The organism is Photorhabdus australis DSM 17609 (assembly GCF_000711895.1).
Taxonomy (GTDB): domain Bacteria; phylum Pseudomonadota; class Gammaproteobacteria; order Enterobacterales; family Enterobacteriaceae; genus Photorhabdus; species Photorhabdus australis.
Genome location: NZ_JONO01000140.1, coordinates 1 through 1053, shown reverse-complemented (window position 1 = coordinate 1053; position 1053 = coordinate 1). Strand labels below are relative to the sequence as shown.

At 43.2% G+C, this 1053-nt stretch carries 2 protein-coding genes and 1 pseudogene; all 3 read right to left on the bottom strand.

Annotated features, from left to right (window positions below; translation table 11 throughout):
- Positions 1-332 (bottom strand): DUF637 domain-containing protein (locus tag BO26_RS18575; protein WP_236637619.1); only part of this gene is annotated, 332 nt, incomplete at its 3' end.
- Positions 333-349: 17 nt separating this feature from the next.
- A complete protein-coding gene (locus tag BO26_RS18570) occupies positions 350-850 on the bottom strand; it encodes an Imm70 family immunity protein (protein WP_036774132.1) in 501 nt (166 codons plus the stop codon).
- Positions 847-1053: pseudogene (locus tag BO26_RS18565) on the bottom strand (adhesin); the annotation flags it as partial. The pseudogene BO26_RS18565 and the gene BO26_RS18570, both read right to left, overlap by 4 nt.

Genomic DNA, 1053 nt, shown 5'->3' with positions numbered 1-1053 from the left:
CCTAATGCGCCACCCACAGCTATTTGGGTAACAAGGGATTTGACGGCATCGCGTTTCGCTAAGGCTGCCAGTGTCTGGGTAAGATCCCCTTTATTCTCAACTAAGGCCACCGCCGCCTGCGAGGTCAACCCTATCATTCCGCCATAAGCCGCCCCATAAACCGCGCTCGCCGTAGCTCCCGTGGCGCCTGTCACCCCCACGGCACCACTTCCCGCCCAAGCCACCAGGCCCGAACCCGCCGTGACCGCAGCGACCGCAATCGCAATCACCATCCCCGGTATATGAACTGCACCTTTATCAGTTGAGTATCCAACTATTGGAGTACAGTTCACAAAGCCGGGAACTTTTTTTAACGTAGCCAGAATGGAGGATCGTCTGGGCCTAAAGCATCGTATTTTTCAAGGGGGCGATTAATCTCATCAATATAATATGGTGTATCAGTAAAACCTATTCTTACAGGGATATATTCGTTAAGCTCTTGATAATAAACTTCAGTACATTCTAATGCTTCAGAAAATGCACTAAAAAGCCTTTTGAAAACAATTGATAGCGACTCTCCTTTCAGATTTAATTTCGTATTATTTACGTTCACTCCTAACGACATCCAATCAATACCTTTAGCTGATATCTGTGAAAATGACCTTTCTATACTGTCAAGATCTCTTTTGACACTTGATAATTCCTCATACTTCAAAGAACGCCGATAGAGATTTTCTGTGACCCAAGGGTACTTACTCCCTTTATTACGATGTTCCAATAACGTTACCACTAAATTGAAAAATCCATTTATATCAGATGCAGTGCCTATTTCAGCTAATGTCATAGCGGCATGTATACCAACATTTTTCATTCTGTTTTAAACCTGATGGATGATGAATTTATAGAACCATTTGATTTCTGCACTATTCCTTGAACTATTTGCATTTTTTGCTTGGCAGTTATTGCTTGCCCTCGAACATCAATAACTATCCGTTGTTCCATTCCTGCTGGCAGATTCTTCTGCCGTTCAATCGCCTGTCTGGCAACATTATTAATCAAGCCATTTTTGTTCGT